Here is a 24,814-nt window from a genome sequence, read left to right on the forward strand (position 1 = left end):
AGCGAGGCAAGACCGAGGTGGCGCCTTCCGACCAGCTCCTGGTGGTCATCGACCCGGTCGCCCATCGCAGTGACGGTGAGTCGGTACGGATCGCAAAAGACGTGCTCAGCGCCGGTGCGGCCACGAAAGTGTGCCTCCCGGCCGGGCCTGAGGAATTTGCTCGCATGCTCGCCCGTCGGGGGTCCCGGCGACCCGTCGTCATCGGGGACGACCGGGCGTTGCTGCGGGCGGTGTCGCTGCTGCACCGGCAGCGGGCGCTGGGGGCGTGCGCGGTGTCCCTCGTGCCGGTGGGGGGTGTGCTGTCGCTCGCCCGGTCGCTGGGTGTGCCCATGGGGGCCGTGGCGGCGGCTCGGGCCGTGCTCGACGGAGCGGAGCGGCGGCTGGATCTGCTGGTGGACGACAGTGACGGGGTGGTGGTGGGGGCGCTGCGGATTCCGTCGCTGCCCTCGCCCGCTCCGGGCGCGGTCCCGTTCTCCGGGGAGACGGCCGCCGGCCGGTCGCCCTGGCTGCGGACCTGCCAGTCGCTGGTCCGCACGCTGGCCTCGCGGCCGGGGCGCCTGGCCGCCGCGCCCGAGCCTTCGCGGCACTCGCGGCCTTCGCGGCTACGGGTCGAGGTCGACGGTGTGCTCGTCGTCGACCTCGACCAGCCCGTGGAGTCGGTTTCCGTGACGCCGGGGGTTCTCGGCGGTGCGGAGGTCGAGGTGCGGCCGGTGTCCGTGGGGGCGGCGGTCGCTCCGCTACGGGTTGTCGGGCGGAGGGTGACCGTCTCCGGGGCGGATTTCCGGTATCGGGCGGACGCGGTGGTCGGGGGACCCGTGCGGACTCGGACGTGGGTCGTCTGGGAGGGGGCTTGGGGGCTTACGTTGCCGGTGGGGTGAGGGGTGAGTGGGCGGCTGGGGGTGGCCCGCGGCGGAGCCGCTGATGGACGCAGCTCGCCCCCTCCGCCCCTACCCGTCCCATCCTTCCGGGGCTACGCCCCGTTTCAGCCCGTCCGGCGTTTGAGGACGAGGCCGTCCAGGCCGAAAGCGGGGGTCTGGGGGCGACAGCCCCCAGGTACGGGACGGGTAGGGGCGGAGGGGGCGAGAAAACACTCCCCACCCTCACCCCGCCGGCAGAGCGGCCGCGTCCGACTCGTCCTTCAGCCCCACCCCGGTCCCCCCAAGCTCCCGCGCCCGCCGCATCAGCGTCGCCAGCTTGGCGGCGGCCGCGGTGTGGGACAGGCCCAGGGGCGGCCGGATGTTGGAGAGGCAGTTGCGGTCGGCGTCCGTCGTGGTGCCCGGGACGGGCGCGTACGTGAGATACGCACCCAGGGAGTCCGCCGCGGACATGCCGGGGCGTTCGCCGATGAGGACGACGACCATCGTGGCGCCCAGCGCGTGGGCGATGTCGTCGCCGAGGGCCACCCTGGCCTGCTCGGCGAGGACGACCGGAGCGATCCGCCAGTCGGCGGGCAGCAGCGAAGCAGTCTCGTGGATCACCGGCGCCGCATGCTCGTGCACGGCCCGGCTCGACAACCCGTCGGCGACCACGAACACCACGTCCCAGTCGTCGCGGGGAAGGTGCGCCCGGTCGACGTCGTCGAGGCGACGCCCCAGGTCGGGACGCTGGAGATAGGTCAGCCGGTCGGGGGCGGCGCTCCGGACCCGTACGGTCGGAACTCCCGTCAGCGCGGCCGCCACCAACTCCGGTTCGAACGGCGAGTGCACCGCGTCCCGCGCGGCGGCGTGCGCGGCCTGGAGCTCAAGACGGTGCCGCGTCGGCAGGGCCGAGCCCGCCCGGCCGAGGCCGATCCTGGCCTGGGTGTGCCGGCGCAGAGCGGTCCACAGGGCCACGTCGGAGGACTCGGGCGCGATCAATGCCCGTACAAGATCAGCAAGTTGACGATCCGTCACACGACCCACCTCCTTGCAACCGATTCACGATTCGCCACGCGACCCAACCCCTCACAACCGACTCACGGCCCCTCACGCGACCCAACCCCCCACAGCCAACTCGCGATCCCTCACGCGACCCAACCCCCCACACCCGACCCACGACCCGCCACGCGACCTAACCCCCCACACCTGACTCACGCTCCCTCACGCCACCAGCTCCTTGCCGATCGTCATCAGGGGGTGGGCCGTACCGGAGACATCACGGATGCCGCCCGCGTCGTCCAGCAGCCCGATCCGCTCAAGCCACGCCTCGAACTCCGGTGCCGGGCGCAGGCCGAGCACTTCGCGCAGGTACAAGGCGTCGTGGTAGGAGGCGGATTGGTAATTGAGCATGATGTCGTCGCCGCCCGGGGTGCAGATCACGAAGGAGGCGCCGGCGACGCCGAGCATCGTGAGCATGGTCGCGATGTCGTCGTCATCGGCGTCGGCGTGGTTCGTGTAGCAGATGTCCAGGCCCATCGGCAGGCCGAGGAGCTTCCCGCAGAAGTGGTCCTCCAGTGCCGCCCGCAGGATCTGGCGGCCGTCGTACAGGTACTCCGGGCCGATGAAGCCGACGACGGTGTTCACCAGGAGCGGGTCGTAGCGGCGGGCCACGGCGTACGCGCGTGCCTCCACCGTCTGCTGGTCCACACCGTGGTGCGCGTCGGCGGACAGCGCGCTGCCCTGGCCGGTCTCGAAGTAGAGGGCGTTGTGCCCGACGGTGCCCCGGCCCAGCGCCTTCGCCCCCTCGTGCGCCTCGTCGAGGAGGCCGAGGGTGACGCCGAAGGAGGCGTTCGCGGCCTGCGTACCGGCGATGGACTGGAAGACGAGGTCGACGGGGGCGCCGCGTTCCATCAGGTCGATGCTCGTCGTCACATGGCACAGGACGCAGGACTGGGTGGGGATGTCGTAGCGGGCGATCACGCCGTCCAGGAGGTCCAGGAGGTCCCGTACCGCCTTTGGACTGTCGGTCGCCGGGTTGATGCCGATGACGGCGTCGCCGGAGCCGAGGAGGAGTCCGTCCAGAAGCGCCGCGGCGACACCCGCCGGGTCGTCGGTGGGGTGGTTGGGCTGGAGGCGGGTCGCCAGGCGGCCGGGCAGGCCGATGGTGGAGCGGAACGCCGTGACCACGCGCACTTTGCGGGCGGCGGCCACCAGGTCGGCGTTGCCCATGAGCTTGGAGACGGCGGCGACCATCTCCGGTGTCAGACCGGGGGCCAGGGACGCGAGGGCCGCCGCGTCCGCCGTCGCGGACAGCAGCCACTCCCGGAACTCGCCGACCGTGAGCCCGGCCACCGGCATGAAGGCCGCCGCGTCGTGGGTGTCCACGATCAGCCGGGTCACGTCGTCGTCCTCGTACGGGATCACCGGCTCGGCAAGGAACCGTGCGAGCGGCACGTCCGCGAGCGCCCACCGCGCCGCGACCCTGGCCTGCGCGGATTCGGCCGCGAGCCCGGCGAGCCGGTCGCCGGACCGCTCGGGGCTCGCAGCGGCGAGCAGCCGGGCCAGTCCGTCGAACCGGTAGCTCCGGCCGCCGAGGGTCGCGGTGTAGGTGGTCATGTCGCCGACCGTACGAAGGGCCGGGACCCGGGGTCCATGGCCGGACGGAGAGTTAACGCAGACGTTCGATCCTCAGCTGGCCTAAAGGTCTAGTTGACAAACATTTAACGCCCCGACCTGCGGGGCGAATCATTCGGACAGCAGGATTCCGGCCCATTGAGCGCGGACAGTGATCGAACAGATGTCACTGATTTGACTGATGTGATCGAGGAGAGGGGCCACTCCATGGCGGTTCAAGAGGGCGTAGCCCCTGCGGAAGGGGCGAGCGCGGAGGCGGGCGAAGGCACCGTCCACCGGCTGAAGCCGAACGCGATCGGCCTGCTCGGCGTGGTCTTCATGGCCGTCGCCACCGCGGCCCCCATCACCGCCATGACCGGCAACGTGCCCTTCATGGTCTCCGCCGGCAACGGCATAGGCGCCCCCGCCAGCTACCTCGTCGCGATGGCCGTACTCGCCGTCTTCGCGGTCGGTTTCACCTCGATGGCGAAGCACATCACGTCCACCGGCGCCTTCTACGGCTTCATCTCGTACGGTCTCGGCCGCACCGTCGGTCTGGCGTCCGGGCTGCTCGCGACCTTCGCGTACGTCGTCTTCGAGCCCGCGCTCATCGGCATCTTCTCGACCTTCGCCACGACGACGCTGAACGACCAGACGGGGCTGGACATCCCGTGGTGGGCGTTCGCGATCGTGATGCTCGCCGTCAACGCCATGGGGACGTGGTTCGGTGTCTCGGTCGCGGAGAAGCTGCTTGTCGTGCTGCTCGCCACCGAGGTGACGGTGCTGGCCGCGATGGCGATCTCCGTCGCGGCGCACGGCGGCGGCCCGCACGGCTTCACCTTCGGTCCTATCAACCCGGTCAACGCCTTCCAGGGCACCAGCGCCGGACTCGGTCTCTTCTTCGCCTTCTGGTCGTGGGTCGGCTTCGAGTCGACGGCGATGTACGGCGAGGAGTCGCGCGACCCGAAGAAGATCATCCCCAAGGCGACGATGATCAGCGTCCTGGGCGTCGGCGTCTTCTACGTCTTCGTCTCGTGGATGGCCATCATCGGCAACGGCGAGACCGAAGCGGTCGCCGCCGCCTCCTCCTCGAACCCCCTCGCGCTCTTCTTCAACCCCACCGAGCGGTACGTCGGCCACTGGGCCGTCGACGTCATGCAGTGGCTGATGATCACCGGCTCGCTGGCCTGCGGCATGGCCTTCCACAACTGCGCCGCCCGCTACATGTACGCCCTGGGACGCGAGGGAGTCCTGCCCTCGCTCCAGCGGACGATCGGGCGGACCCACCCGAGGCACGGCTCCCCGCACATCGCGGGTCTCGTCCAGTCCGTCGTCAGCGCCGTCCTGATCGGCGCGTTCTGGATCGCCGGCAAGGACCCGTACACCGGTACGTACGTCCTGCTCGCCATCCTCGGCACCATGGCCATCCTGGTCGTCCAGGCCGTCTGCTCGTTCGCGGTCCTCGCCTACTTCCGCACCCACCACCCCGAAAGCAGGCACTGGTTCAAGACCTTCACCGCCCCCCTCATCGGCGGCGTCGCGATGCTCGCCGTGGTGGTCCTGCTGCTCTCCAACATGGGCGCGGCGGCGGGGGCGGAGTCCGGCTCACTGGTCCTGAAGGCGACCCCGTGGATCGTGGCGCTGGTCGCGGTGAGCGGCCTCGGGTACGCGACCTATCTGAAGCGACGTGCTCCCGAGCGGTACGCACTGCTGGGGCGGACGGTGCTGGAGGAGACCAAGGAGCGGTAGGCGTGGGGGCCGGCAAAGCTCCGTAGAGGAGTCTCCGTAAAGGAGTTCAACGGCCTTCACGGTCTTCGGCGAGGAGTCGTCCCTCGCCGAAGACCTGATCCCGGTGGACGCGCCAGCGGTCCATCATCAGGGCGATCTCCCCGTCGATGAACTCGAAGAAGGCCTGGGTCTCGGCGAGTCGGCGGCCCGCGGGCGTCTCGACGCCGAGGTTCTCGACGCCCTCGCGCAGCGCGTACGCCCAGCGCTTGAGGATGGCCTCCCGGTTGGTCAGCGCCTCGTACCACTGGTCGCTGTGCACGCGGTAGCGCTCGCGCCGTGAGCCGGGTTCACGCTCGCGCGAGACCATGTGCACCTGCGCGAGGTAGCGCACCGCGCCGGAGACCGCGGCCGGACTGATCCGCAGCTGCTCGGCGAGTTCGGCGGAGGTCAGGGTGGCTGCGTCGGAGGCGAGCAGCGCCGCGAAGACCCGGGCCGGCATACGCGTCATCCCGGCCTCGACGAGTTGCGCCGCGAAGCCCTCCACGAACTTCGAGACCGCCTCCGGGTCCCGTCCGCCTCCGCTGGATTCGGTCATCCCTGGATCATCTCCGATCATCTCCCCTGCTCAGGCGCCGCCATCAAGTGTATCGGCCGTTCATACGTTTCCTTAACTTCACAAATTTCTGAAAGAAGCGTACGTTCTGAACCATGACGAAGGCGAAGGCTGAATCATGACGAAGGCGATCACCGTCTCCGGACTGCACAAGTCGTTCGGCAGGACGCACGCGCTCGACGGCCTCGACCTGGACGTCGAGACCGGCGAGGTGCACGGCTTCCTCGGCCCGAACGGTGCCGGGAAGTCCACCACCATCCGGGTCCTCCTCGGCCTGCTGCGCGCCGACTCGGGCGCGGCGCAACTGCTCGGCCGGGACCCCTGGGCGGACGCCGTGGAACTGCACCGCCGGATCGCGTACGTCCCCGGTGACGTGACCCTGTGGCGCAACCTCTCCGGCGGCGAGGTCATCGACCTGTACGGGCGGCTGCGCGGCGGCCTCGACAAGGCGCGCCGGGCCGATCTCGTCGAGCGGTTCGAGCTCGACCCCACCAGGAAGGGGCGCACGTACTCGAAGGGCAACCGGCAGAAGGTCGCCCTCGTCGCCGCCTTCGCCTCGGACGTCGACCTGCTGATCCTGGACGAGCCGACCTCCGGTCTCGACCCGCTGATGGAGGAGGTCTTCCAGGCCTGCGTGGAGGAGGAACGCGACCGCGGCCGGACGATCCTGCTGTCCTCGCACATCCTCAGCGAGGTCGAGGAACTCTGCGACCGGGTCAGCATCATCCGCAAGGGCCAGACCGTCGAGAGCGGCTCACTCACCGACCTGCGCCACCTCACCCGTACCAGCGTCACCGCCGAACTCGCGGGCCCGCCGGGCGCGTTGGCGACGCTGCCCGGGGTCCACGACCTGGACGTCACGGGCAAGCGGGTCAAGCTCCAGGTCGACACCGACAAGCTCGACGCCGTACTGCGTTCCCTCACCGACTCGGGCGTACGGTCGCTCACCTCGACCCCGCCGACGCTGGAGGAACTGTTCCTGCGGCACTACCAGGAGGACGTACCCGCTTCGCAAGGTTCGGAAAGTTCGGAAGGGGCGATGGCGCGATGACCGCCACCACCACCTCGACCGCCACCTCCGCCTTCGCGGTACGGGCCGGGGGCTCCGGCCAACTGGCAGGCACTGGAACCCTGTTGAGGTTCGCGCTGCGTCGCGACCGGGTGATGATCCCGCTCTGGGTCGGCGTGATCGCCCTGCTGGTGCTCTCCATGCCGAGCTCGCTGGAGACCGTTTACAGCACCCCGGCCGAACGCGCCGCCGTGGCACAGCAGATGCTCACCAGTAGCTCCCTGCGCGCCACGTACGGACCGGTGTTCAGCGATTCACTCGGCGGGCTCACCGCCTGGCGCATCGGCGGCTACGCCGGAGTCTTCGCCGGGATCATGAGCCTGCTCATCGTCGTACGGCACACCCGTGACGAGGAGGAGAGCGGGCGGCAGGAGATGATCTCCGCGGGGATGGTGGGGCGGCGCGCCCCACTGACCGCGGCGCTGCTGGCGGCGTTCGTCGCCAACGGCGCGCTCGCGCTGCTGATCGCGGGCGGCCTGGCGGGCCAGGGCGGCGCGGGGGCACTGGCGTTGGGGCTCGGGGTCGCGGGTGTCGGCATGATCTTCGCGACCATGGCTGCGATCGTCGCGCAGTTCACCGAGAGCGCGCGGCTCGCGAAGGGGCTGACCGGCGGACTGCTCGGCGCGGCCTTCGTCCTGAGGGCAGCCGGCGACTCGGCGACGACCGACGGCTCCTCCGTGCTGACCTGGATCTCGCCGGTGGGGTGGCTGGAGGAGTCGCGGGCCTTCGCGGACGAACGCTGGTGGGTACTGCTCCTGTTCGTCGCGGCGTGCGCCGTGCAGGGCGCGACCGCGTACGAACTCGCCGGGCGGCGCGATGTCGGCATGAGCTTCCTGCCCACCCGGCCGGGGCCCGCGTCGGGGCGCCTCGGCAGTGCCGGAGCACTGGCCTGGCGGCTCCAGCGGGGCACTGTGCTGGGCTGGAGCCTCGGATTCCTGGCCGCCGGGGCCGCATTCGGCGGAATCACGAAGGGGGCGGCTGATCTCGTCGGGGACAACGACAAGACCCGCGAGATCATCGAACGGATGGGCGGTCAGAGCGGGATCACGGACGCGTTCCTGGCCACGATGGTGGGGATGCTCGGGATGGTCGCCGCGCTGTACGTCGTCTCCTGCGTGCTGCGGCTGCACGGCGAGGAGACCTCCCAGCGGGCCGAACCCGTCCTCGCCGGGGCCGTCGGCCGACTGCGCTGGGCCTGCGGCCACCTGACCGTCGCCTTCGGCGGCGCAGTACTGATCATGCTGCTCGGCGGCCTCGGCCTCGGCCTGGGGTACGGCGCCGAACTCGGCCCCATCCTCGGCGCCTGCCTCGTCCAGGTCCCGGCCATCTGGACCCTGGGCGCCCTGGCCGTCCTCCTCTACGGGCTCTCGCCCCAACTGGCCCCCGGCGCCTGGGCCGTGGCCGGCCTCGCCCTCCTCCTGGGATGGATCGGCCCCGCACTGAACGTGCCGCAGACCGTCATGAACCTGTCCCCCTTCGGGCACCTTCCCAAGCTGCCGGGGGACGAGATGGCTTGGACGCCGGTGCTGATCCTGATGGGGATTGCGGCGGGGCTGGTGGGGGTGGGGCTGGGGGCGCTGCGACGGCGGGACTTGAGCGGCTGAGGGGTCTTCACCCTCGCCGTCCCTGACGCGCTCGTTGTGAGTCGTTCAGAGACTGACGTCCGCTGCTCCTTGATCCCGCCGCAAAGGGAATCCGAGCGGGTGCCCATGCCCTTGTGGATTGGCCGATGTGTACCAACGGCAGCCGCGGTAAGGCCTGTTCACGGCCCACATGTCCGGGACAGATCTGCCAATCAGTGGCCGAACTCACCGGCCTGCGCGCCCGTGACGAATGCCCGCCAGCTCTCGCGGGAGACGGCGAGCAACGGGCCGCCCTGCGCCTTGCTGTCGCGTACGGCACGGCCGCCGGTTGCTGTGGCGGCGACCTCGAGGCAGTTGCCCTCCTGCCCGGAGTACGAGGACTTGCGGAAGGTGCTTATGACCTCGGTCACGATGGGGCTTCCTTGCTACTTCACAGTGCGCTGCGGATGAGTCGCGCACTGGCGTCCGGTGCCATGGCTGCCGATCGTAGTTGGTCGTACGCGTTGGCGTAAGCGGCAAGATCCTCGGGGGCCTCAAGTACCGAAGTACCCCGCAGGTTCTCCATGGTTACGGCCTCTACGGTCGGCTCGGATTCAAAGCTGAAGGAGGAGAAGGCGTATGTCGAACCCGCCACCGCGCCCGCACTGAACGGCAGCACCTGAACCGTGACGCTCTTCCGCTTCCCGACCTCAAGGATCGCGGACAGCTGCTCCCGGTGAATCTCGACGCTCACCAACGGGTGCGCGATGACCGCTTCCCAGAGGATGGCGGTGTACACGGCCCCACCTTCCTCGATCTTCGCCTGCCGCCCTTCACGCACCTTCACCAACTGGGCAACCCGTTCAGGAGCAACGTAGTTGGGGCCCTCCGTAATGATCGCCTCCGCGTAGGCCGGAGTCTGAAGGAGCCCCGGGACCAGAACCGGCTGCCACTCGCGGATGTACGTCGCGTCGTCCTCCAACGCGATGTGGTCGAGGTAGTCCGGCCGCAGGTGTTCGGCATGCTCGAGCCACCAGCCGCGCCGGTTCGACTGCTTGGCCAACGCCTCCAGTTTCTCGCGGACTTCGGGCTCGTCGACGCCATACGCCTTCAGCATCGCCCGGATCTCGATGGGGCGGGCGATGACATGTCCGGTCTCAATGCGGCTGACCCTGGTCTGATGTGCCGCGATCACCTCGGCTGCCTGCGGCTGGTCGAGCTTGGCGAACAGTCGGTACCTCCTGAGCGCTGCACCAAGTCGCCTGCTGCGCACGGTAGGTCGTCCCCCTGCGGGCATCGCACACCTCTCTCTTTCGCAAGCCCACTGTAAAGCAAGGAAAGCACAGCACATTTGTACGACAGCATGTATGCGAGCTTACTGGTTGCGGTTGTTCCCCTTGCGCCTCTAGCCTCAAAGTCACGCGCCCACACCCGGCGCAGTCTTGACTGCCCGTCAGGAGGAACACAGACATGCCCACCGCCACCTTCCACATCCCCAAACACAGACGCCACGTGCCGACAGCACGGCAGCACGTACGCCGAACCCTCGCCGACTGGGGACTCACCGGCGAACTCGCCGACAGCGTCACCGTGTCGGCGAACGAACTCGTCACCAACGCCGTGGCCCACTGCCGTGTGACGCTCGCCCGGATCGAGGTCACGCTCTCCGTGCGGGGTCCTGACCTGGTCCTCGAAGTCTCGGACCCCGACAGGGACAGGCTTCCGCAGGCCCGCGACCACGGCCCGGACGGGGAGGACGGGCGCGGCCTGGTCCTCGTCGGACGGCTGGCCGACGCGTGGGGACACAGGCAACAGCCGTACGCGAAGTGCGTGTGGGCCAGGTTCGCCATGACGGAGAAACCCTGCGTAGAAGGCAGCAGTTGAGTGGCCGTGTCAACGGCCGGACCGGAGTTGTCGGCATTGCAGAACGCCATCCTGTGCATGGTCGCCCTGCTGGGCGCGTTACTTCCCTTTCAGCCGCGCAGGCGGGTCAGACACTCGACGTCGGATCCGCACGACGTCGCCCAGCCGGTACGGACCCCGGACCCGTACGTGGGGCCCGTGCCGAACCCGCGCGTGGAAGCTTGGCTCCCGTCCGAGCCGTGGCAACGCGGCTCGGACGACGACGACGCCGCCGACGACGACCCGGTCCGCCCGTACGTGCGCGAAGCCATGGGCGAGGAGTGGTCCCCGGGCGGATGGCGGCCAAGGCATGAGTGAAGCGAAGGACAGCGTACGGGTGTCGGACGCGCCGGAGGAGCGGGAGTGGCTCGCGTGGCTCCGGCACGTCAAGACGTGTACCGGTGACTGCCGGTTCCGTGGCCGGGACTGCGCCACCGCGGGCGAGCTGCGCGAGGCGTTGCGCAGGGCGCGGGTCCTGATCGAGCGCGTCACGCCCCGATGACTGCCGTACCGGAGGCGCCGCAGCAGTCGGGCGGAAGCCGCGCCCCCAGCGCTGGGCAGTGCAACACCCCTGGGGACCCAAGTAGTTCACACAGGGCAGCGGCGCCACGGGAACCCCGAGCCCCGAGCCCACGTCCATGACCGGCATGGGACAACGGATGCAGGCCGCCGGCGGATGCCTGATCGCCGTCGTCGGTGCGGGCGAGGGGCTGGCGATATGGACCATCGGCTTCCAGGGACGGTTCCGGCGGTTCGAGCAGGGGCCCGACTGGAGTGTGCTCTACGCGGAACTGCCGTTGATGGTTCTGGGCGGGGTGGCCGCCTCGCTGGCACTCTGGGCCCTCGGGCGGCGGATCAGAGCGCGACGCCGAGTCCCTCCAGGCCCCGGATCACAAAGGCCGGTTTCCGCTCCGGCTCGGCGGCGAGGCTGAGGGTCGGTGCCTGGTCCAGCAGCGCGCGCAGGGAAGCTGTCAGTTCGAGACGGGCAAGCGGCGCACCGATGCAGTAGTGGATGCCCGCGCTGAAGGAGATGTGCGGGTTGTCCGCGCGGGAGAGGTCCAGCTCCTCCGGGGCGGTGAAGACAGCCGGGTCGTGGTTGGCGGAGCCGAAGAGCATGGCGATCTCGGAGCCGCGGGGGATGGTCGTACCGTCGATCTCGATGTCGTCGAGAACCCAGCGCTCGAACAGCTGCAACGGGGTGTCGTACCGCATCAGCTCCTCCACGGCCGTCGGGACCAGCGAGTGGTCGGCACGGAGGGCGGCCAGCTGACCGGGGTTGCGGAAGAGGGCCCACCAGCCGTTCACCGTGGCGTTGACCGTCGCCTCGTGCCCGGCGTTCAGGAGCAGGACGCAGGTCGAGATCATCTCCTGTTCCGTCAGCCGCTCCCCGTCGTCGTACGCGGCGATCAGCCCCGAGATCAGATCCTCGCCCGGCTCCTTGCGGCGGGCCTCGATCAGCCCCAGCAGATACTCCGTGAACTCCTCCGACGCCCGGACCGCCTTCGCCGCCGTCTCCTGCGAGGGGTTCATCTCGTACATCCCGCAGATGTCCGCCGACCAAGGCCGCAGCGGCGCCCGGTCGGACTCCGGGATCCCCAGCATCTCGGCGATCACCGAGACCGGCAGCGGCTCGGCGACATCGGTGAGCAGGTCACCGCCGCCCGCCGCGACCAGCCGGGCGACCAGCTCGCCGGCCAGCTGGTCCACATACGGCTTGAGCTGCTCCACCGTGCGCGGCGTGAACGCCTTCGACACCAGCCGCCGGATCCGCGTATGGTCCGGCGGCTCCAGGTCCAGCATTCCGTTGTCGTTGAGAACGTGGAACGGCTCGTCCTCGGGCCGCGGCGCCGTACGTCCGAAATCCTCGTGCGTGAAACGGTGCCGGTAGGTCCGGCCGAGGCGGCGGTCCCGCAGCAGCGCCGACACGTCCGCGTGATGCGGGACCACCCACTGCTTGGTGGGCTCGAAGTAGTACACCCGGCCACGGGCACGCAGCTCCTCGTACACGGGGTACGGGTCCGCCAAGAACGCCGGGTCCCACGGGTCGAAGGCCTGCGGAGTCTCCAAAGCTGCCATGAACGGACGCTAGCCCGACCCACCCCTCCCTGACCAGGGCCGTCTCGACGGACGCCCCCTATCGGACCACCGCGCGCACCCCCTGATCACCTACCCGATCACCTGCCTGATCACCTGGGCGTGACCAGTCGTGCCTCATACGCGAACACCGCCGCCTGCGTACGGTCCCGCAGGCCCAGCTTCACCAGGATCCGGCTCACATGGGTCTTGATCGTGGACTCGGCGACGAACAGCCGCGTCGCGATCTCCGCGTTCGACAGGCCCTGCGCGATCAGGACGAGCACCTCCGTCTCCCGGTCGGTGAGGTCGCCGTACGCCGCCTGCGCCGTGGCCGAGAGCCGGGGCGCGTCCGCGAGCTTGGAGAACTCGGTGATCAACCGCCTGGTGACGGAGGGCGCGAGCAACGCCTCCCCGGCCGCCACCACCCTGACCCCGTCCGCGAGTTGGCGTGCCGAGGCGTCCTTGAGGAGGAAGCCGGAGGCTCCCGCACGCAGCGCCTGGTACACGTACTCGTCGAGGTCGAACGTCGTCAGGACCAGCACCTTCGCGGCGCCGTCCGCCGCGACGATCTCCCGGGTCGCCTCGATCCCGTTCATCTCCGGCATCCGGATGTCCATCAGCACGACGTCCGGGGCGAGCTCACGGACCCGCTCGACCGCCTCCCGGCCGTTGACCGCCTCACCGACCACCTCGATGTCCGGCATGGCGCCGAGCAGCACGGAGAAGCCCTCGCGGACCATCACCTGGTCATCGGCTATCAGGACGCGGATGGGGACGCCGCCTGTCATGAGGACTCCTCTGCGGCGGGCACCGGCAGGAACACCGCCACCTCGTATCCCCCGTCGTCCGACTCGCCCGCCGTCATCTCGCCGTCCAGCATCGTGACGCGCTCGCGCATGCCGGTGATGCCGTGCCCCGCGCCGTGCGTGGACTTCGCCAGACTCGTCGTCGGTGCGGGGCCGTTGACTATGCGCAGGCCGAGCCCGCCGAGGACGTACCCGATCTCGACGCGGGCCGGCGCGCCCGGCGCGTGCCGCAGGGCGTTGCTGAGGGCCTCCTGGACTATGCGGTACGCCGACAGCTCGACGCCCTGCGGGAGCTCGCGCACCGCGCCGGTGACCACCTTGTCGACGGTCAGGCCCGCGTCACGCACATTGGCGAGGAGGGCGTCGAGGTCGGCGAGGGTGGGCTGGGGGGCGTCCGGAGCCTCGTAGTCCTCCGCCCGGACGACGCCGAGCACACGGCGCAGCTCGGTCAGGGCCGCCACCGCGTTCTCCCGGATCGTGACGAAGGCCTGCTCCAGCTCGGGCGGCGGGTTCTTCACCCGGTAAGGAGCAGCTTCGGCCTGGATCGCGACCACCGACATGTGGTGGGCGACCACGTCGTGCAGCTCGCGGGCGATCGTCGTGCGCTCCTCGAGAAGGGTGCGCCTGGAACGCTCGTGCGCCGTCTCCGACTGGTGGGCGGTCACCTCTTGCTTGGCATCTCGGCGTACATGAAGGACAGTGACGACCAGGAGAGCCAGGGCGGAGAGGAAGAGCAGCGGCACGGTGTTGGTACCGCCGTAGGTCTGCCCATGGACGGTCTCGACGAGGATCCCGTACACCGCGGTCAACGTCCACATCCACGCGGCGGTGCGCGGCCTCGTCCGGAGCGCCACGACCGTCAGCACCACCAGGTGGGCCGCGAAGCTGCCCGGTGACCACGGCCAGGCGCTCCAGCTCTCGTCGAAGACGCCGGCGACCGGTGTCGCCGCGAACGAGAACCAGAAGGCACCGACCGGCCGGACCAGCGTCAGCAGGACCGGGAGCAGGGCGAGAAGGCCGCACACCAGCGTCCCGATGTTGTCACTGCCACTGGCGTTCGCGATGGACATCGCGAACAGTCCGGCCGCCGCCACCACGGCGTGCGGGGTCCAGGCTGCGTACTTCCGTATGCCCGCGGGCAGCCGTCGGGTGAGCGGGCCGTCCACCCGCATCCGCGGCAGCGGACGGTAGGCGAAGGCGTCATGGAACAGGTCCTGGCGCAGCCCGCGCAGGGCGTCCGCGGCCAGCCGGAACTCCGGGCTGCGCGGCTTTGCCCCGCCCGGCGGCGTCATCTGCGTCTGGGTCGTCTCGGTCACACTCAAAAAGGTAGGCCGACTCCGGGGTCGCGGTCGTCACCTGCAAGGAGGGTCCTTCGAGGTCCCTCTCAGGTACTACGGGCAGCCCCGCGGTCCCTCGATGGAGGGGTGGAGCCACTCCTACCAGGCCAGCTGGGCGATCTCCTCGGCCACCACCGCGCACGCGTCCGCCGCCGGATCGATCAGCGGGAAGTGCCCGACATCCTCCAGGAGCGTCAGGCCGACCACCTCGCCCGCCTTCGCCGCCGCGTCGGCGTACGACTCGGCGACCGCCTGCGGGACGACGATGTCGGTACGGCCCTGTACGAGGGTCGTGGCGATACCGGTGGGCAGGAGGTACGTGGGGTCGGCGTACGGCAGACGGCCCGCGAACTTGCCCTCCCCGCCGAGGAGTTGGCGCGCGGCCCCACCGCACACGTCGAGTTTCTCAGCGACCCGGAAGTCCGCGATCGGGGCGAGGGCGACGACGCCGCGCAGGGGCGCCGGGCGGTCCGTGTGCCAGGGGGCGTCGGCGGGCAGGAGATGCCGGGCGGAGGCCCACAGGGCGAGATGGCCGCCCGCCGAGTGGCCGGTGACCACGATGCGGCGGGAGTCGGCCTGCGGCAGCTTCTCCCGTACGAGCCCGGGCAGGGCGTCGAGCGCGGCCGCGACGTCGTCGAAGGTGTCCGGCCAACGGCCGGCGACCGGAGCGTCGTCACCCTGCGCGGGGACCGCACCGCCCTGCGCGGGGATCGCGGCGTCCTGCCCGGGGACCGCGCCGCCCCGCCGGTACTCGACATTGGCCACGGCAAAACCGCGGCGGGCCAGGAAGTCCGCGAACGGCGTGATGTGGCGGCGGTCGTACGGGGCACGCCAGGCGCCGCCGTGCAGGACGACCACGAGAGGGGCGAGGACGGCGGGATCGGGTTCGCGCGGGGCGTAGAAGTCGATCACCTGGTCGGGGTGGTCGCCGTACGCGACGGTGAAGTCGGGGTCGACGGGCGGGTGCGAGAAGGCGGACGCCTCTTCCGCGGCGTCGCGGCGCGCGGCTGCCTCGTGTTGCGCTGCCGCCTCGTGTTGCGCTGCCGCCTCGTGTTGCGCTGCCGCCTCGCGGCTCACATCGGCCTCGCGGCGCTCGGCGGTCTCGGCCCCTTCCGCGGGCGAATTGCCGCCGCGTGCGGTGGTCCCTTCCGCGGCGTCGTCCCGGGCTGCGGCGTCGTCCTGCATGCTCCAACCTCTCAGCGGTGAAACGGATTTGGCGGACCAGGGAAGAATTCGGCCGTTGGCGGGGACGGTATCAGGCCCGTGACGTGCACCGACACGCGGATGTCACGCTCGGTTAGGGTTAAACGGTTCTGCTGTTTCGTTACGCTGACGGGATGACGGGAATGCCCACACCCGTAGTCCGGTCCGCGAAGGAGTGCGCCATGTCCGCCATGTCCGCCGAGCCCGGCACCGTACGCCCCGGGGGACGCACCGCCCGCGTCCGTGCGGCCGTGCTGCGCGCCGCCGGTGACGTACTCGCCGAGGAGGGGTTCGCGCATCTCGATCTCGCCGACGTGGCACGGCGGGCCGAGGTCGGGAAGACCACGGTGTACCGGCGGTGGGGGTCCGTGACCGGGCTGGTCGCCGATCTGCTGAGCGATATGGCGGAGCAGTCGCTGCCGCGGACCGAGACCGGGTCGGTGCTGGGGGATCTGCGCGCCAATGCCTCGCTGGTACGACGGACGCTCGCCGATCCCCGGCAGGGGGCGCTGTTCCGGGCGGTCATCGCCGCGGCGGCGTGTGACGGGCGTACGGGGGAGGCGTTGCGGCGGTTCTACGAGGTGCGGGTTGCGGAGTGGGCACCTTGTGTGGAACTGGGGGTTGCCCGGGGGGAGTTGCCCGCGGGGACCGACGCCGCGCTGGTTGTGCGCGCGGTGTCGGCGCCGCTCTATTACTCCTTGCTCACCGCCGGGGTGGCGCCGGGCGACGATGACGCCGAGCGGGCCGCCTCGGCCGCGTTCGCTGCCGCGGTGGCCGGGGCGTACGTCGTCGCCCGGTGATCCGGGGCGGGGTGAGGTGCAGGGTGGGGCGGGGTGGAGCGGGTTGGAGCCAGGCGTTTCTTCGCCCCCTCCGTCCCTTCCCGTCCCGTACCGGGGGCTGCGCCCCCAGACCCCCGCTTTCGGCCTGGACGGCCTCGTCCTCAAACGCCGGACGGGCTAAAAGGGGATCTCCTCCCCCAGCACCCTCGCCGCCCGTTCCACATCCGCGAAGCCGACGTACAAAGGCGTGAAACCGAACCGAAGGACGTCCGGGTGGCGGAAGTCGCCGACGACCCCCCGACCGATCAGGCGCTTCATGACCTCGCCCGCGTCCGCGCACCGCAGGGCCACCTGGCTTCCGCGCTCCGCGTGCGCGGACGGTGTCAGGGGCTCCACCCGGCCCTCGGGGACGTACGCCGAGACGCACTCCAGGAAGAAGTCCGTCAGGGCGAGGGACTTGGTGCGGACGGTACCGATCGTGACTCCCTCCCAGACATCGAGAGCCGCTTCGAGGGCGAGCATCGACAGGATGTCCGGGGTGCCCACCCGGCCCCGCAGCGCGCCCGGCGCCGGTGCGTAGTCGGGGCTCATGCCGAAGGGGTCCGTGTGGGAGTTCCAGCCGGGCAGCGGGGAGTCGAAACGGTCCTGGAGTTCCTCGCGCACGTAGAGGTACGCCGGTGAACCAGGTCCGCCGTTCAGGTACTTGTAGGTGCAGCCGACGGCCAGGTCGACCCCGTGGGCGTCGAGACCCACCGGCAGCGCGCCCGCGCTGTGGCACAGGTCCCAGACGGCGAGAGCGCCCGCGGCGTGGATCGCGGACGTCAGGGACGGAAGGTCGTGCAGGCGGCCGGTGCGGTAGTCGACGTGGTTCAGCAGCACCGCTGCCGTACGGGGGCCCAGCGCGTCCACCACCTCGCCCGGCGCGACGGGGCGCAGGGTACGGCCCGTCAGACGCGCCGCCGACTGGGCGATGTACCCGTCCGTCGGGAACGTCGTCGCGTCGACCAGGATCTCGTCCCGGTCGTCCCCGGCCAGCCGCACAGCACCCACAACCGCCTTGAAGACGTTGACACTTGTGGAGTCGCCCACCACGATCTGGCCGGGCGCCGCCCCGACCAGCCGCCCTATCCGGTCACCGATCCGCTCCGGCGCCGTCCACCAGCCGCTCTCGTCCCAGGACCGGATGCGCAGTTCGCCCCACTGGCGGCGTACGACGTCGTCGACCCGGCCGGGTACGTTTCCGGGCAGCGCGCCGAGCGAGTTCCCGTCCAGGTACACCACGTCGTCGAGGACGAACCGCTCGCGCAGCTCGGCCAGTTCGTCGGCAGAGTCGAGTTCCTGGGCCCTGCTCCGCAGCTCAGACATGGGACCTCGCCGTCCACAGCTCCGGGAACACGTTCTTCTGCGCGCGCTTCTCCAGCCAGGCGACCCCGGCGGAGCCGCCCGTGCCCGTCTTCGCGCCCATCGCACGGCGCGTGGCGACGAGGTGGTCGTTGCGCCAGCGCCACACCAGCTCGGCGACATCCGTCAACACCTCGCCGAGACGGGCGAGTTCGGCGTCCTCGTCGCCCGCGTACAGCGACGTCCACACCTCTTCCACCTCCGGCGAGGACTCATAGCGCAACGACACATCGCGCGTGAGCACCGCCGCCGGGATCGCGTGCCCGCGCAGTGCAAGCAGCCCCAACACCTCGTCGTACAGGCTCGGTTCGTGCAGCGCCTTCTCCAGCTCCGCGTGGACGCGCGGCGCGCCCCGGTGCGGGACCAGCATGGACGCGGACTTCTCGCCGAGCAGGAACTCCATCCGGCGGTACATCGCGGACTGGAAGCCGGAGCCCTCACCGAGGGCGCCACGGTAGGAGTTGAACTGGGCCGGCGTGAGCTGCGCGAGGGGCCGCCAGGACGCGTTCAGCGCCTCCAGCTCCCGTAGGGAACGCTTCAGCGCGGCCACCGCGACCGGCACCCGGTCCTCGCGGAGCGCCTTCGCCGCGGTCTCCCACTCGTGGACGATGACCGTGAACCACAGCTCCATGACCTGGGTGGTCACCAGGAAGACCATCTCTCCGGGGTCATCGGAGCGGGTCTGCTGGAGGTGCGTGAGGACGTCCGCCTGTACGTAGTCCTCGTACGGCGTGGTGCCTTGGAAGTCGAGATGCGGGGTCTCGGGCTCCTGAGCCTCTGCGAGCTGGGCCTCTGTGAGCTGGGCCTCTGTGAGAGGTGCCTCTGCGGGCTGAGCCTGCTGGGACGACATCGCTGTCTCCTGATGCGTACTCCGGGTAGCGGTCCGCCCCTGCCGATTCCGACACGGGGGCCCCGGTCCCCACCGGCATCCTGCGCAATCGTCCCCCGAAAACGCAAGGTCCGCCTGGTCACACCAGGCGGACCTGCACAAACGCGGTGCGGGCTAGCCCAGCGTGTGCGCCGCCGTCGGGGAAGAGTCCTTCAGGAACTGGCTGCAGCGCTGGTACTCCTCCTGCTCGCCGATCGCCTGTGCGGCGCGGGCGAGGCCGTGCAGGGCACGCAGGAAGCCGCGGTTCGGCTCGTGCTCCCAGGGGACCGGGCCGTGGCCCTTCCAGCCGCTGCGGCGCAGGGAGTCCAGTCCGCGGTGGTAGCCGGTACGAGCGTAGGCGTACGACTCGACGACGCTGCCGCGCTCGTACGCCTCGTCGGCGAGCTGCGCCCAGGCGAGGGAGGAGGTGGGGTACTTGGCGGCGACGTCCGCGGGGGCCGTGCCGTTCGCGAGGAGCTCGCGGGGCTCCGGGTCATCAGGAAGGTGGGTCGGGGGCGGTCCCCCGAGGAGGTTCTCGTGAATCGTCATGGGTTCCAGTCTGCGGCATTCTCGGGTGCGGGTTGTGACCCCGGAGGGAGGACACCCGGCGCCGGGGTTGGAGCCGGGGCTGAGCTTGGAGGTTTTTCGCCCCCTCCGCCCCTTCCCGTCCCGTTCCTGGGGGCTGCGCCCCCAGACCCCCGCCTTTCGGCCTGGACGGCCTCGCCCTCAAACGCCGGACGGGCTGAAACGGGGCGGAGCCCGTGAAGGATGGGACGGGAAGGGGCGGAGGGGGCGAAAAAACCACCCTCACCCCCGCCTACCCGCCTCCAACGGCGGAGCCGTGACCCACCCGTGCGTGCGGCACTCCGGCCGACGGCAGTCCGGTGCCGGCCGCCGGACCGTCGCGAAGGCGATCACCGCGCCGAGGACGAGCACCCCGGCACACATGGGCATCGCACGGCGGAACGCGGAGTCGAAGGCGTCCGCCGACCGGTACGCCTCCGATCCCATACCTGCGAGCAACGGCAGCGCGGCCACCGCGATGAGCCCCGCCGCGCGGGCCGCCGCGTTGTTGATACCGCTGGCGAGCCCCGCCCGCCCGGTGTCCACGGAGGCAAGCACCGTCGCGGTCAGCGGCGCGACCAGCGTCACCATGCCCAGGCCCATGACCACCAGCGCGGGAAGCACATCGGCGACGTACGAGGCGCCCTCACCCACCCGCAGCATCAGCAGCATCCCCGCCGCACACAGCAGCGGCCCCACCGTGAGCGGAATCCGCGGCCCGATGCGCTGGGCGAGCTCGCCCGAGCGGGCGGAGAACAGCAGCATGAGGACGGTCGTGGGCAGCAGCGCCGTACCGGCACCGAGGGCCGAGTAACCCGCCACGACCTGGAGCTGGAGCGCGGCCAGGAAGAAGAAGCCGCTGAAAGCCGCGTACACGCACAGCGTGACCGCGTTGACCGCCGTGAACTGGCGCGACGAGAAGATGTCCAGCGGCATCATCGGATCGGACCTGCTCCGCTCGACGTACACGAAGGCCACCCCCGCGGCCACACCCGCGACCGCCGTCACCCACACCAGCACGGAACCGGTGCGGGCCTCGATCAGGGCGTACGTCACCAGTGCCAGCGACAGTGCGCCGAGGGCCGCGCCCAGTACGTCGAAGCCGTGGTGCTTACGCCCGTCCGCGGACTCGGGAACATGCCGCAACGCGACCGGCACGCACACCAGCGCCACCGGAATGTTCAGCAGGAACACCCAGCGCCAGCCGGGACCGTCCACCAGCCAGCCGCCCAGGAACGGTCCGACCGCCGCACCGACGCCGCCGAACCCGGACCACAGGCCGACGGCCCTGGCCCGGTCGTCCGGATGGAAGGAGGCCTGGATCAGCGAGAGCGAACCGGGCGTGAGGAGCGCCCCGCCGATGCCCTGCAACGCACGGGCCGCGATCAGCACTCCGCCACTGGGCGACAGCCCGCACAGCAGTGAGGCGACCGCGAACCACACCACCCCGATGACGAAGACCTTGCGCCGCCCGAAGCGGTCCCCGAGCGACCCGCCCAACAGGATGAGCCCCGCGAGCGTCAGCGTGTACGCGTTCACGGTCCACTGGAGGGCCGCGAGGTCCGCGTCCAGGTCACGGCCGATGCGCGGCAGCGCGACATTGACGACCGTCGAGTCCAGCATGGCCATGCTGGAGCCGAGAACGGTGGTCAGCAGGATCCACTTGCCCGTGGGGCTGGAGATCCTGACGCCCGGTTCTGCCGGTTTCTCCCACGGGGTCTGCGGAGGGGCGTCCATACCCCGGAGCATACGGAAGGGCCCGGCACCGCGCGGATGCCGAGCCCAAATCCATCCGGCGGTTACTTCAGCTTGGTGCCCGTGGAACGCAGCGCCGCACACGCCTCGGTGACCCGCTTGGCCATGCCGGCCTCGGCTGCCTTGCCCCAGGTGCGCGGGTCGTACTTCGACTTGGTGCCGACCTCGCCGTCGACCTTCAGGACCGCGTCGTAGTTGCGGAACATGTGGTCCACGACGGGACGCGTGAAGGCGTACTGGGTGTCGGTGTCGAGGTTCATCTTCACGACGCCGTTCTCCAGCGCGGTGGCGATCTCCTCGACCGAGGAGCCGGAGCCGCCGTGGAAGACGAAGTCGAACGGGGACGGCTTGCCGAACTTGGCGGCCACGCCCTCGTTCAGCTCCTTCAGGAGCTCGGGGCGCAGGACGACATTGCCCGGCTTGTAGACACCGTGCACGTTGCCGAAGGACGCGGCGAGCAGGTAGCGGCCCTTCTCGCCCAGGCCGAGGGCCTCGGCGGTGCGGATCGCGTCGTCGACCGTGGTGTAGAGGTTGTCGTTGATCTCGTGCGAGACGCCGTCCTCCTCGCCACCGGTCGGGGTGATCTCGACCTCAAGGATGATCTTCGCGGCGGCGGCCTTCGCGAGCAGCTCCTGACCGATGGCCAGGTTGTCGGCGAGGGTCTCGGCGGAGCCGTCCCACATGTGCGACTGGAACAGCGGGTTCTCGCCCTTGGCGACGCGCGCGGCGGAGATGTCGAGCAACGGACGTACGTAGGCGTCCAGCTTGTCCTTGGGACAGTGGTCCGTGTGCAGCGCGACCGTGATGTCGTACTTCGCGGCGACGATGTGCGCGAACTCCGCGAGCGCGACGGCGCCGGTCACCATGTCCTTGTTGTACTGGCCGCCCAGGAACTCCGCGCCACCGGTGGACATCTGGATGATGCCGTCGCTCTCCGCCTCCGCGAAGCCGCGCAGCGCAGCGTGCAGGGTCTGCGACGAGGTCACGTTGATGGCCGGGTAGGCGAACTTGCCTGCCTTCGCCCGGTCGAGCATCTCGGCGTAGACCTCGGGGGTTGCGATCGGCATCTGTCCGCTCCTTGTGTATGTGCGGGTGGCGTTCTGCTGCTTACGGCCCTGACCTAGGGAGTGACGTCATCGTCGTCCCCATCTTTCCAGACTTGCCCAGATGCTCCAGACGCCGTGTCCAGCCTGTGGATAACCCCCGGTCCGGGGCCGTGGGCATGGGCCTGAGGACGGGGGCTCAGTCCAGGCCCAGCTCGTCCTTCGAGTACGCGAAGAGGTACGGCACCCCGGCCTCCGCCTCGATCTTCTCGGCGGCGCCCGTCGCACGGTCGACGATGGTCGCGACGCCGACGACCTCGGCACCGGCCTCGCGCACCGCCGCCACGGCCTCGAGCGGGGAGCCGCCGGTGGTGGAGGTGTCCTCGACGACGAGCACGCGCCGGCCCGCGATCTCCGGACCCTCCACGCGCCGCTGCATCCCGTGCGCCTTGGCGGCCTTGCGTACGACGAAGGCGTCCAGGCGCTTTCCACGCGCGGCGGCGGCGTGCAGCAGAGCCGTGCCCACCGGGTCGGCGCCCATGGTGAGGCCGCCGACCGCGTCGAAGTCGAGTCCGTCGGTGAGGTCGAGCAGCACCTGTCCGACCAGCGGCGCGGCTTCGCCGTCCAGCGTGACGCGGCGCAGGTCCACGTAGTAGTCCGCCTCAAGACCCGAGGAGAGGGTCACCTTGCCGTGCACCACGGCCTTGTCCTTGATCTGCTGCAACAGCGCGTCGCGTACGTCACTCATGGCAGCCAGCTTAGAGGCGCCGCCAAGCCCAGGTCGTGGCCGCCTCCAGGGGCTCGATGGGGGTGACAAGGCGGGGGAGGGTGTTGAGCCCGTTGGGCGGCCCGGTCTGCGGTTCGACGCACACGGCCGCCTCCTGCTCGTCGTACACGACGACCCACTGCTCGCGGCTGGTGACCTTCAGCGCCAGCTGCCCTGGCCAGGTGAGCGTGACGTCGACTCCGTCCGGCATGCCGAAGCAGTCGTCCCAGGGGCTGGGGAGCGGCTCGATGCGGCGCCCGGTGGGGAGGTGGTCGTCGCCGCGCTCCTCCTGCCAGGCGGGGGTGAAGTCGACCTGCGCGTCCTCCTCCCCGAGGTTCCGGTTGAACCACGGGTGCCAGCCGATCTGGGCGGGGAAGGAGGAGTCGTACGTCTCCACGGACATGGTGAGCGTGAGGGCGTCCTCCGTCAGGGCGAACGCCTGGGTGACGCGGCCCGGGTGGGGCCAGGGGGCGACGAGGTCGTACGTGATCACGGCCTCGTTCTTGGTGGTGCGGGCGGTGCGCCAGGCGCCGTCGCGGGCGGTGCCGTGGATGGCGTGCGGTGGGGAGTTGAGCGGCAGTTGCTGGACGGTGGCGCCGTCCAGGAAGCGGCCGTCGCGGGTTCTCCCGCACCACGGGACCATCGGGAAGCACCCGAACCTCTCGCCCTGCCGCAGCAGTTCGATGTCCCCGACCCGCAGACTCCCGATCCGTCCGCCGTTCCCCGGCAGCACGGTCACCTCCGCGTCACCCGCGGTCAGCGTGATGTCTTCGTTACTCACGGAGTTGACCCTACTGGGGCGGGGGCCGGAAACGTTTTCTCGCCCCCTCCGCCCCTGCCCGTCCCGTACCTGGGGGCTGCGCCCCCAGACCCCCGCTGTCGGCCTGAACGGCCTCGTCCTCAAACGCCGGACGGGCTGAAACGGGACGGAGGGGGCGAAAAAACCACCCACCACCCCACAGCCCCTCATCGCCGCTTGCGCAACGCCCGTGTCACGACGATCGCCGACGCGAGCGCGAGAGCCGCCGCCGGAGCGGCCCACCGCAGGGTGGCCCGGGCGGCAGTGGTCTCCGGCGCGGGCAGGGGTGCGTACCGTCCACGGGGCGGCGCATGGTCGACCTCCTCCGCGCTGCGGCCGATCATCGTCCGACGGGCATGCGCCGCCTCGGCGATGGAGTCCTCCTCGACCGAGTCGAGCGAATCGAGGGAGTCAAGGGAGTGGAGAGAGTCGAGGGAATCCGCCACACCCGGCACCGGCTCCTCCTCGTCGACCTCGTCCACGAACTCCCCACCGAACCCCTCCGCCACGAGATCGTCCTCGACCGACGACTCAACGGACGGCGCCGGTACATCGGCGTCGGCGTCGGACTCGGAGGGAACAGGTTCCCCCGGCTCGTCCGACTCCTCCGGGACCGACGCCGCAGCCCCCAGGTTCTCCACGAACCGCTCCAGGAGCCGCACCACGGCCGCGGACACCGCATCCGGCGCCAGCTCCGCCACCCGCCCGTCGGCGGACGCCGTACCGCCGACAGTGACCGTCGTGCCGCCTTCGGCGGGAGCCAGCCGCACGGCGAGCGCGAGTTTCACCGAACCACTGCCGCGGGCCTCGGTCGCGTCGCCCTCGACGGCGTAGGAACCGTCCTCCTGGGCGGCGACGGAAAGCTTGCCGCGATAGGTGATCGTGTGACCGCCGAAACGGACTTTCAGCCGCCCGGAGACGGGCGGAGTCCCCGCGTCCTGCTGGAGGCCGGGAACCGCCCGGGCCACCCGCACGGGATCGCCCAGCGCCTCCCGCAGTCGCTCGGCCGGAACCGGAACGTACACCTCATGCTCCATGCCAGCCGAGCCTACCCAGCACGACCCGGCCCGTAC

The 24,814-nt window shown here is 70.5% G+C and carries 25 protein-coding genes; 8 read left to right on the top strand and 17 right to left on the bottom strand.

Annotated features, from left to right (window positions below; genetic code table 11):
- The first annotated feature begins 17 nt into the window (after nucleotides 1-17).
- Complete coding sequence (locus AB0N66_RS07330) at nucleotides 18-878, top strand: diacylglycerol kinase (protein ID WP_365429900.1); 861 nt, start codon at nucleotides 18-20, stop codon at nucleotides 876-878.
- Nucleotides 879-1,100: 222 nt separating this feature from the next.
- On the opposite strand, the gene eutC is transcribed toward AB0N66_RS07330, so the two are convergent.
- The gene (eutC, locus tag AB0N66_RS07335) at nucleotides 1,101-1,856 is read right to left on the bottom strand and encodes an ethanolamine ammonia-lyase subunit EutC (RefSeq protein WP_365430240.1); all 756 of its coding nucleotides are present in this window, start codon (nucleotides 1,854-1,856) and stop codon (nucleotides 1,101-1,103) included.
- Nucleotides 1,857-2,078: 222 nt separating this feature from the next.
- Nucleotides 2,079-3,473: an ethanolamine ammonia-lyase subunit EutB gene (locus AB0N66_RS07340; protein ID WP_365429902.1), complete on the bottom strand. Its 1,395-nt coding sequence runs from the start codon at nucleotides 3,471-3,473 to the stop codon at nucleotides 2,079-2,081.
- 225 nt (nucleotides 3,474-3,698) lie between these two features.
- Here AB0N66_RS07340 and AB0N66_RS07345 point away from each other — a divergent pair, with 225 nt between their 5' ends.
- The gene (locus tag AB0N66_RS07345; protein ID WP_365429904.1) at nucleotides 3,699-5,219 is read left to right on the top strand and encodes an APC family permease; all 1,521 of its coding nucleotides are present in this window, start codon (nucleotides 3,699-3,701) and stop codon (nucleotides 5,217-5,219) included.
- A 46-nt stretch (nucleotides 5,220-5,265) separates the two neighbouring features.
- On the opposite strand, the gene AB0N66_RS07350 is transcribed toward AB0N66_RS07345, so the two are convergent.
- Nucleotides 5,266-5,793, bottom strand: a complete 528-nt coding sequence (locus AB0N66_RS07350; RefSeq protein WP_365429906.1) for a MarR family transcriptional regulator — start codon at nucleotides 5,791-5,793, stop codon at nucleotides 5,266-5,268.
- Between the two features lie 136 nt (nucleotides 5,794-5,929).
- Here AB0N66_RS07350 and AB0N66_RS07355 point away from each other — a divergent pair, with 136 nt between their 5' ends.
- Entirely contained in the window at nucleotides 5,930-6,862 is a 933-nt protein-coding gene (locus tag AB0N66_RS07355) for an ABC transporter ATP-binding protein (RefSeq protein WP_365429908.1), read from the top strand.
- The gene (locus AB0N66_RS07360) at nucleotides 6,859-8,484 is read left to right on the top strand and encodes an ABC transporter permease (protein ID WP_365429910.1); all 1,626 of its coding nucleotides are present in this window, start codon (nucleotides 6,859-6,861) and stop codon (nucleotides 8,482-8,484) included. The genes AB0N66_RS07355 and AB0N66_RS07360 overlap by 4 nt, the downstream gene beginning before the upstream one ends.
- 191 nt (nucleotides 8,485-8,675) lie before the next feature.
- Here the strand turns inward: AB0N66_RS07360 and AB0N66_RS07365 are convergent, their stop codons facing one another.
- Both AB0N66_RS07365 and AB0N66_RS07370 read right to left on the bottom strand, forming a co-directional pair.
- Nucleotides 8,676-8,873: a DUF397 domain-containing protein gene (locus AB0N66_RS07365; RefSeq protein WP_365429912.1), complete on the bottom strand. Its 198-nt coding sequence runs from the start codon at nucleotides 8,871-8,873 to the stop codon at nucleotides 8,676-8,678.
- 20 nt (nucleotides 8,874-8,893) lie between these two features.
- Entirely contained in the window at nucleotides 8,894-9,739 is an 846-nt protein-coding gene (locus AB0N66_RS07370; protein ID WP_365429914.1) for a helix-turn-helix transcriptional regulator, read from the bottom strand.
- Between the two features lie 173 nt (nucleotides 9,740-9,912).
- On the opposite strand from AB0N66_RS07370, the gene AB0N66_RS07375 reads away from it, so the two are divergent.
- Genes AB0N66_RS07375 through AB0N66_RS07385 form a run of 3 tightly spaced genes read left to right on the top strand, consistent with a single transcriptional unit; the run spans nucleotide 9,913 to nucleotide 10,846 of the window.
- Nucleotides 9,913-10,326 (top strand): ATP-binding protein, encoded by a 414-nt coding sequence (locus tag AB0N66_RS07375; RefSeq protein ID WP_365429916.1) that lies wholly within the window; start codon nucleotides 9,913-9,915, stop codon nucleotides 10,324-10,326.
- A complete protein-coding gene (locus tag AB0N66_RS07380; protein ID WP_365429918.1) occupies nucleotides 10,327-10,662 on the top strand; it encodes a hypothetical protein in 336 nt (111 codons plus the stop codon).
- The gene (locus AB0N66_RS07385) at nucleotides 10,655-10,846 is read left to right on the top strand and encodes a hypothetical protein (RefSeq protein ID WP_365429920.1); all 192 of its coding nucleotides are present in this window, start codon (nucleotides 10,655-10,657) and stop codon (nucleotides 10,844-10,846) included. Before AB0N66_RS07380 ends, AB0N66_RS07385 begins: the two co-directional genes overlap by 8 nt.
- A 353-nt stretch (nucleotides 10,847-11,199) precedes the next feature.
- On the opposite strand, the gene AB0N66_RS07390 is transcribed toward AB0N66_RS07385, so the two are convergent.
- The 4 genes from AB0N66_RS07390 to AB0N66_RS07405 all read right to left on the bottom strand — a co-directional run bounded on the left by AB0N66_RS07390 (nucleotide 11,200) and on the right by AB0N66_RS07405 (nucleotide 15,748).
- Nucleotides 11,200-12,420, bottom strand: coding sequence for a cytochrome P450 (locus AB0N66_RS07390; protein WP_365429922.1), 1,221 nt, complete (start codon nucleotides 12,418-12,420; stop codon nucleotides 11,200-11,202).
- A 110-nt stretch (nucleotides 12,421-12,530) separates the two neighbouring features.
- A complete protein-coding gene (locus tag AB0N66_RS07395) occupies nucleotides 12,531-13,208 on the bottom strand; it encodes a response regulator transcription factor (protein ID WP_365429924.1) in 678 nt (225 codons plus the stop codon).
- Nucleotides 13,205-14,542 carry a histidine kinase gene (locus AB0N66_RS07400; protein ID WP_365429926.1) on the bottom strand — a complete coding sequence of 446 codons (1,338 nt, stop codon included), beginning with the start codon at nucleotides 14,540-14,542 and terminating at the stop codon, nucleotides 13,205-13,207. Before AB0N66_RS07400 ends, AB0N66_RS07395 begins: the two co-directional genes overlap by 4 nt.
- Nucleotides 14,543-14,662: 120 nt before the next feature.
- Nucleotides 14,663-15,748, bottom strand: a complete 1,086-nt coding sequence (locus tag AB0N66_RS07405; RefSeq protein WP_365429928.1) for an alpha/beta hydrolase — start codon at nucleotides 15,746-15,748, stop codon at nucleotides 14,663-14,665.
- 200 nt (nucleotides 15,749-15,948) lie between these two features.
- On the opposite strand from AB0N66_RS07405, the gene AB0N66_RS07410 reads away from it, so the two are divergent.
- Nucleotides 15,949-16,566 (top strand): TetR/AcrR family transcriptional regulator, encoded by a 618-nt coding sequence (locus tag AB0N66_RS07410; RefSeq protein WP_365429930.1) that lies wholly within the window; start codon nucleotides 15,949-15,951, stop codon nucleotides 16,564-16,566.
- A 156-nt stretch (nucleotides 16,567-16,722) separates the two neighbouring features.
- Here AB0N66_RS07410 and kynU read toward each other — a convergent pair whose 3' ends face one another.
- From kynU to AB0N66_RS07450, 8 genes are all read right to left on the bottom strand, one after another.
- A complete protein-coding gene (kynU, locus tag AB0N66_RS07415; protein ID WP_365429932.1) occupies nucleotides 16,723-17,910 on the bottom strand; it encodes a kynureninase in 1,188 nt (395 codons plus the stop codon).
- Nucleotides 17,903-18,796 (bottom strand): tryptophan 2,3-dioxygenase family protein, encoded by an 894-nt coding sequence (locus AB0N66_RS07420; protein ID WP_365429934.1) that lies wholly within the window; start codon nucleotides 18,794-18,796, stop codon nucleotides 17,903-17,905. Before AB0N66_RS07420 ends, kynU begins: the two co-directional genes overlap by 8 nt.
- A 153-nt stretch (nucleotides 18,797-18,949) precedes the next feature.
- Nucleotides 18,950-19,363, bottom strand: a complete 414-nt coding sequence (locus AB0N66_RS07425) for a DUF3151 domain-containing protein (protein ID WP_365429936.1) — start codon at nucleotides 19,361-19,363, stop codon at nucleotides 18,950-18,952.
- A 258-nt stretch (nucleotides 19,364-19,621) separates the two neighbouring features.
- Complete coding sequence (locus tag AB0N66_RS07430) at nucleotides 19,622-21,115, bottom strand: MFS transporter (protein WP_365429938.1); 1,494 nt, start codon at nucleotides 21,113-21,115, stop codon at nucleotides 19,622-19,624.
- A gap of 62 nt (nucleotides 21,116-21,177) precedes the next feature.
- A complete protein-coding gene (gene fbaA, locus AB0N66_RS07435; RefSeq protein WP_365429940.1) occupies nucleotides 21,178-22,200 on the bottom strand; it encodes a class II fructose-bisphosphate aldolase in 1,023 nt (340 codons plus the stop codon).
- Nucleotides 22,201-22,375: 175 nt separating this feature from the next.
- Nucleotides 22,376-22,924: an orotate phosphoribosyltransferase gene (gene pyrE, locus AB0N66_RS07440; RefSeq protein ID WP_365429942.1), complete on the bottom strand. Its 549-nt coding sequence runs from the start codon at nucleotides 22,922-22,924 to the stop codon at nucleotides 22,376-22,378.
- A gap of 10 nt (nucleotides 22,925-22,934) precedes the next feature.
- Nucleotides 22,935-23,723, bottom strand: coding sequence for an aldose 1-epimerase (locus AB0N66_RS07445; RefSeq protein WP_365429944.1), 789 nt, complete (start codon nucleotides 23,721-23,723; stop codon nucleotides 22,935-22,937).
- A 185-nt stretch (nucleotides 23,724-23,908) separates the two neighbouring features.
- Nucleotides 23,909-24,778 carry an SRPBCC domain-containing protein gene (locus tag AB0N66_RS07450; RefSeq protein ID WP_365429946.1) on the bottom strand — a complete coding sequence of 290 codons (870 nt, stop codon included), beginning with the start codon at nucleotides 24,776-24,778 and terminating at the stop codon, nucleotides 23,909-23,911.
- Between the last annotated feature and the right edge of the window lie 36 nt (nucleotides 24,779-24,814).

This window comes from Streptomyces sp. NPDC093544 (assembly GCF_040683495.1).
Classification (GTDB): Bacteria; Actinomycetota; Actinomycetes; order Streptomycetales; family Streptomycetaceae; genus Streptomyces.